The organism is Pseudomonas graminis, from assembly GCF_900111735.1.
Lineage (GTDB): Bacteria > Pseudomonadota > Gammaproteobacteria > Pseudomonadales > Pseudomonadaceae > Aquipseudomonas > Aquipseudomonas graminis.
The window spans coordinates 39,652-46,002 of record NZ_FOHW01000029.1 but is presented as its reverse complement, the minus strand read 5'-3'; the positions used below and the strand labels follow the sequence as shown (position 1 = coordinate 46,002).

The window sequence follows — 6,351 nt, the reverse complement described above, 5'->3', positions numbered from 1 at the left end:
CGTCCGTGACTACGCATTCGCGGGCAAGCGCGCTCCTACAGATCTGCAGTACGTCAATTGCTGCGCGGTGTGACACCCGACGTCTTCCAGGCTAATGCCGGTCCCACTAAAGTACGCGGTGTTTCTCTAGACCGGCTTCAGCCAGGAAAAGACCAGCGTCTGCCACCAGATCTCACTGTTTGCCGCCGATCGGTGTAGGAGCGCGCTTGCCCGCGAAGAGGCCGGTACATCCGACGCATGATGGTCGTACGTGCATACGCGTTCGCCAGCAAGCCGGCGCCTACAGGCGGTGTATGACTCGAAGCAGGAGAATGTTCAAAGCCACCCCGACCGCTTGAAGCTCGCGAACAAGACCCCGCACCCGCCGACGATCACGCTTAACACCATGTAATAACCGTAATGCCAGGTCAGTTCGGGCATGTTCTCGAAGTTCATCCCGTAGATCCCGGCGATGGCGGTGGGGAAGGCCAGGATTGCGGCCCAGGCGGCAAATTTGCGCTGGGTCAGGCTCTGCCGTGAAGACTCCAGCAGCAGGCTGATTTCGATGGTCTGGCTGGCGATGTCGCGCAGGTTGGAAAGGTCTTCCATCTGCCGTTTGACGTGGATCTCCACGTCACGGAAGTACGGACGCATGTTCTTGTCGATGAAGGGGAAGCTGAGCTTCTGCAGCTCCTCGCCGATCTCCACCATGGGGGCGACGTAGCGGCGCAGGCGCAGCAGGTCACGACGCAGCGCGTGGATGCGGTGAATGTCGGATTCGTTGAGGTCCTTGCGCAGCACATTGTGCTCAAGCTCTTCCAGCTCGCAGTGAATCTGCTCGGTGACCGGCTGGTAGTTCTCGGTGACGAAATCCAGCAGCGCATACAGGACGAAGTCTTCACCGTGCTCCAGCAGCAGCGGCCGGGCCTCGCAGCGCTGACGCACCACCCCGTAGGACTTCGAATCGCCGTTGCGCGAGGTGATGATGTAGCCCTTGCCGGCGAAGATGTGCGTCTCGATGAAGATCAGCTTGCCGTTCTCGCGGATCGGCGCGTAGGTCACGATGAACAGTGCGTCACCGAAGGTTTCCAGCTTTGGCCGGCTGTGGACTTCCAGCGCATCTTCGATGGCCAGCTCGTGCAGGTTGAACTGCCGTTGCAGGGTGGTCAGCTGTTCGAGGTCTGGCTGCTCAAGGCCGATCCAGACGAAATGCCCGGGTTTCGCCGCCCAGGCCGCGCCTTCGTCGAGGGAAATGTTGGTGACTTTCTTTCCGGCGCTGTAAACGGCAGCGGCAACCACTCGACCCATAATGTCTGCTTCTTCTTTTAGGGAGAACTGACGCGCAGCTTAGCGCGCTCCCTGATCAGAGTCGGCGGATTTAAACGAGTTCGCAGGTTTTTTCAGGGCTGTTCAGCGTCTGTTGGGATGGCGGTGGCGGACCCACGGACGTGCGCGTCCATGCTGGCGATGCAGGCCTGCATCTGGCCGTGGCAGAGCGCGATGAGTTGCGGGATGTCTTCGCTGGTCAGGCCCGAAGTCGGGAGAGCGGGCAGCGTACGGATGATCACTTCGCCACTGCTCCATCGATTCAGATCCATGCTGCGCACGTAGGTACTCACGCACACCGGCACGATGGGCACTCCGGCCTCGATCGCCATCTGAAACGCCCCACGTTTGAAAGGCATCAGTCCTTCGCCCTTGTTGCGCGTGCCTTCGGGGAACACCCAGATCGAGGTGTCCTTGTGCTGCAGGGTGTCGGTGGTCTGGAGAATGGCGCGGCGCGCCCGTTGCGGGTTGCCGCGATCAATCAGCACGTTGCCCGCCAGCCAGAACAACTGGCCAAAGAACGGCACCCATTTGAGACTTTTTTTGCCGATGCAAACCGTGCGCGGCGGCACGATGTTGCCGAGGACGAACAGATCGTGGTTGGACTGGTGGTTACAGATGATCACGCAGGGCCTGGCCTGCTCGAACTGCGGGGTGAGCTGAGCATTCAGGCGCAGCCCGAGAATCCCCATGGCGGGGAGGGCGTAGAGGCGAGCACACAGGCGGCTGTTGTCAGGGTTGAAGGGACGGCACAAGCCGAGCAACAACCCCAGCGCGCCGGCGACGATAAAGTGAAGCCCCATCAGCAACATACGCAGTACGAACAGCATGCAAAACCACCCGGTAGGCGAAAAGGCGCGCAGTGTACGGATGTGCACTGGAATCGGCAATCGCCCACGGGCCGGGCGGAGGATCAGGAATTTAACGGGATGTTTCAGGAGGAACGCGCCGCAAGGAATGCAGCGCGTTGTCGGTGATCCCTCAGAGCGGGATCTGACGATCCAGCTCGATCGCCCGGTCGAGGGTCTCGAGGAATTCCTTGCGCACTTTCAACTTGGTTTGCTTGTGGGCGCGCATGTTGATCTTCTTCATTTGCAGCGCCACGGTGCGCGCGGCCTCGGTGAGTTCTTCCGGGGCGACCACTTTGTCGAAGAAGCCGGCTTGCAGCGCGCCTTGGGGATCGAACATCTCGCCGCAGATCACCGAACGTCCGAAGGCACTTTTGCGCAGGCGATCACGGGCCAGCTCGATGCCGGCGTGGTGCATGGTCATGCCGATTTGCACCTCATTCAGACCGATGCTGAACGGGCCGTCGACGCCGATGCGGTAATCCGCCGACAACAGCAGGAACGCGCCTTTTGCCACGGCATGACCGCCGCACGCGACCACGATGGGGAACGGGAACGACAGCATGCGCCGCGCCAGCGTGGAACCCTCGGCGACCAGGGCCATGGCGGCTTCCGGCGACGAGGTCATGATTTTCAGGTCGTACCCGCCCGAAAGGATCCCGGGCTGACCGGTGATGATCACCACGGCGCGGTCCTGCTCGGCGCGGTCGAGTGCAGCATTGAACGCAGCGACCACGTCGTTGCTGATGGCGTTGACCTTGCCGTTGGTCAGGGTCAGCGTCGCAACGCCGTCATCCAGTTGATAGGCGACCAAATCACTCATGGAGCGAGTCCTTTTTTGTTTTGAAGTGGCGCAGACGTTACTCACCCGGCAGGGCAAGGTAAAGCGTAAAGGATGACTGGCAAGTCAGGGGAGCGGGTCGCCAGCGCTGGCGACCCTGAGAGGGAGCGGAGAGGGGCGGTTAAACTTCGACTTCGTTCAGTTCGCAGTACTCTTCCCAGTCCATGTCCAGTGCCTCGGCCGCTTCCTTGTGTGCAGCAACGCGCAGTTCCTTGAGCTGCTCGGGGGTTTCGGCAATGAAGGTGAGCGCCAGCTCCCAGGTCGGGATACCCAGATTTTCGGCTTCATCTTCGAAGGCCCAGAGGGTTTGCTGTTGCTGCTCTTTCGGGCTCAAATCCTGGATTTCAGCCTGCAACATCGGATTGGTCACGATGTACTTCGCCAAGGCAGCTTCGGTCCAGTCGTTTGCGTTCATGCGGGGGTGATCTCCTGTGGGTCGAGCTGACGTGTTGCTGTGGGTGGAATGCTGCTGAGGTAATGAGCCAGGCAACGATTGTGCGTGATGTGAATCACTCGCGCCAGCGGCACGCGACCCGTCGGTCGGGGTAGCCTCGCGGGTAGGTTCCCCAACGAAAAGGGCCCGCTTTGCAGCGAGCCCTTGTCAACGGCGTCGGACTTTCAACCGATCGCCATCGGCTTCTTTACGTTGCGATGTGCGTTATTGCCGAGTCACGGGTGCGGACCCATGGAGCCATACACGCCCACCGGTTCGGGAAAGGTGCGCAGCAGGGTGATGTACAACAGCGCCGCCAGGCCAAGGGTGATCGGCAGGCTGATGTCGATAACGCGAGTAAACAAGCGGCGCTGTCATTTTCCCGAGGATTTCATCAGGCCGCTTTTCACGGGTTGGCGAACCCGGCCGCCGGAGGGGTCGAAGCAGGCGCTGTCATAACGAGGGGCGACGCACGTCGAGGGGAGGCCAGGTGGCGGAGGGCGGATGCTTTGCAGGCGATCAGCAATTTCACGCTCGTTGGTGATGATCAGCTTCCTGCGTCGGCTGACTTGCAGAATCTCGGTGGCGTTCTTGTTCAAGCGATAGGGGAAATCGGTTTCCTCCCACTCGCTGGAAAGCCGGGACGGAGGCGGGCGCTGTACCGTGGATTCCCCTACGTAAGTGGGGCAAGGACTTTGGCCGAAACTGATGGCGCCATTGGCGGCGACACACTTGAACACGTCCGCGTTTGCCGCGTCGCACAAGAGCAACGCCATGACCGCTGCGGACAGTAGTGGAAATCTGCTCATAGGAACCTCCCTGGATGGCGCAAGGCTACCATCTGAGAGGTTCGGTTGTCAGTGACGCTGATCGGGATCAGTGGGCCTCGTGGGCGGCTTTCTGGACTTTCGCCAGCGCGAGTGCCGCGAACATGTCGGCGTCGCCTTGCAACACCTTCAGGTGATCTTCGACATGATCGGCGCTCGAGCGCGGCTCTTCGGAATCAACCAGCCGGGTGACTTCGCACAAGGCATTCGCCGTGATCCACAGGCTTTGACGCAACTGGCTGATGATTTTCACCATGCTTTCCGAGCTGTCGAGATCGGCTTCAGTCTCCGTCTCCCTATCCGCAAGCATCGTCGCAAATAAGGGCGCTTCTCCGCGGCCCGAGGCCTCCACCCCAGTGACGACGCGGTTAATGTCCACGCCGGCGGCGGCGATCTTGAACAGATAATCCGCCCTGGGCAATCGCTGCCCGCTTTCATAATGTCCCTGAGCGTTGGCTTCCACACCACCAATGGCGCCCAGTGCGCTTTGCGTCAATTTCAGACGCTTCCTTTCTTGCCTCAACCGTTTACCGATGCCATTCATCAACCTACTCCTGCGAATTCGCACCCTGCTCGTGTCTCCCGCGGGTGCGCAATGGGGGCCGGAATACGCGCTGGTTTTTAATATAAAGCTAGCCGCGTATGGGAATTGGATTCATTCACACTGTACAACGGGTAGACCTTAGCTGCTAAGGCACTCGAATGGCGATTTTTCCGACGTTTTGCGTGGAAAAATCAACAGCGCGCGATTCTATTCTTTCCAATGGAGTGGGTCAGGCGGTCGTGACATGGTCGGATGGCGCGAGGTGGGCAGATACATCGCCGCTTTACAAGTCGATGAAAGAACTGAGGGAGTGAGCTTGCTCGCGAAGAGCGTCTTTGAAATGCAGAATATCCAGCGGTTGAAATGCCGCCTTCGTGAGAAGCTCACTCCCACATAGACACTATTTGCTGAGCGACACAAACAAAAATCCCCGCACGCCATGAGCGTTGCGGGGATCTTTTTAATGTGGCGGTGAAGGAGAGATTCGAACTCTCGATACAATTTCTTGTATACACACTTTCCAGGCGTGCTCCTTAAGCCACTCGGACACTTCACCGTATCTCTCCAGACGTTCAGTCTGTCGAGGCGCGCTAATGTAGTCGAAAGCTTTGGCGAAGGCAAAACTTTTTTTCAGAATTTTCATGCGCTTAAGCAAAAAGCGCGAAGCCCCGGCTCGTCATTGAGGTCCGGGGCTTCGCGTCGAGGGCGAGGGCGCTGAGATCAGGCGCCGAAGCCGCCGTCGATGGTCAGGCTGGCGCCGGTGACGTAGCCCGCTTCGGGGCCGGCAAGGTAGGCGACCATGGCGGCGATTTCTTCGGATTTGCCGTAGCGCGGAATGGCCATCAGGCCCATCAGTGTTTCGGCGAAGTCGCTGTCGGCCGGGTTCATGTCGGTGTCGACCGGGCCGGGCTGGACGTTGTTGATGGTGATGCCGCGCGGTCCGAGGTCACGGGCCAGGCCTTTGGTCAGGCCGACCAGCGCCGACTTGCTCATGGCGTAGACGCCGCCACCGGCGAACGGCATGCGGTCGGCGTTGGTGCTGCCGATGTTGATGATGCGACCGCCTTCTTTCATGTGCCGTGCGGCTTCCTGGCTGGCGATGAACACGCTGCGTACGTTGATGGCCAGGGTTCGGTCGAAGTCTTCGAGGGTGAATTCGTCGAGCGGCGCAATGGCCAGCACGCCGGCGTTGTTGACGAGGATGTCGAGGCCGCCGAACGTCTCCACGGTCTGGGCGACGGCGTCGCGGATGTCTTCGGCGTTGGCGCTGTCGGCCTTGATCGCCAGGGCTTTGCCGCCGGCTGCGGTGATGCTGTCTTGCAACTCCTGCGCTTTGGCTTCCGAGCTGACGAAGGTGAAGGCCACTGCTGCGCCTTGTTCGACCAGCCGTTTGACGATCGCAGCGCCGATGCCCCGCGAGCCGCCTTGGACCAGTGCTGTTTTGCCGATCAGATTGGTGGGATGGGTCATGTCGATCTCCGATGAATGTGAGGAGTGAGTTGATGGACACGGGTATCTGCCGAGGATTACCCGTCCGGTAGCCGGTAATCGAG

Annotated in this window: 8 protein-coding genes and 1 tRNA gene; all 9 read right to left on the bottom strand. The window is 60.1% G+C overall.

The genetic code is table 11. The features are described 5' to 3' along the window. Positions 1-315: 315 nt before the first annotated feature. On the bottom strand, positions 316-1,287 hold the full coding sequence (locus BMY98_RS19585; RefSeq protein WP_074891888.1) for a magnesium and cobalt transport protein CorA: 972 nt from the start codon (positions 1,285-1,287) through the stop codon (positions 316-318). Positions 1,288-1,379: 92 nt separating this feature from the next. Further along, the gene (locus BMY98_RS19580) at positions 1,380-2,135 is read right to left on the bottom strand and encodes a lysophospholipid acyltransferase family protein (RefSeq protein ID WP_074891886.1); all 756 of its coding nucleotides are present in this window, start codon (positions 2,133-2,135) and stop codon (positions 1,380-1,382) included. A gap of 151 nt (positions 2,136-2,286) precedes the next feature. After that, positions 2,287-2,976 (bottom strand): crotonase/enoyl-CoA hydratase family protein, encoded by a 690-nt coding sequence (locus tag BMY98_RS19575; protein WP_074891884.1) that lies wholly within the window; start codon positions 2,974-2,976, stop codon positions 2,287-2,289. 139 nt (positions 2,977-3,115) lie between these two features. After that, positions 3,116-3,409, bottom strand: coding sequence for a DUF6388 family protein (locus BMY98_RS19570; RefSeq protein ID WP_074891882.1), 294 nt, complete (start codon positions 3,407-3,409; stop codon positions 3,116-3,118). Positions 3,410-3,663: 254 nt separating this feature from the next. Then, positions 3,664-3,792, bottom strand: coding sequence for a hypothetical protein (locus BMY98_RS27840; protein ID WP_281248196.1), 129 nt, complete (start codon positions 3,790-3,792; stop codon positions 3,664-3,666). 9 nt (positions 3,793-3,801) lie between these two features. Further along, the gene (locus tag BMY98_RS19565) at positions 3,802-4,236 is read right to left on the bottom strand and encodes a DUF4124 domain-containing protein (protein ID WP_074891880.1); all 435 of its coding nucleotides are present in this window, start codon (positions 4,234-4,236) and stop codon (positions 3,802-3,804) included. Positions 4,237-4,303: 67 nt separating this feature from the next. Beyond that, the gene (locus BMY98_RS26965; RefSeq protein WP_074891878.1) at positions 4,304-4,798 is read right to left on the bottom strand and encodes a helix-turn-helix domain-containing protein; all 495 of its coding nucleotides are present in this window, start codon (positions 4,796-4,798) and stop codon (positions 4,304-4,306) included. A 466-nt stretch (positions 4,799-5,264) separates the two neighbouring features. Next, positions 5,265-5,354, bottom strand: a tRNA-Ser gene (locus tag BMY98_RS19555). Between the two features lie 164 nt (positions 5,355-5,518). Further along, positions 5,519-6,268 carry a 3-oxoacyl-ACP reductase family protein gene (locus BMY98_RS19550; protein WP_074891875.1) on the bottom strand — a complete coding sequence of 250 codons (750 nt, stop codon included), beginning with the start codon at positions 6,266-6,268 and terminating at the stop codon, positions 5,519-5,521. Positions 6,269-6,351: the final 83 nt, after the last annotated feature.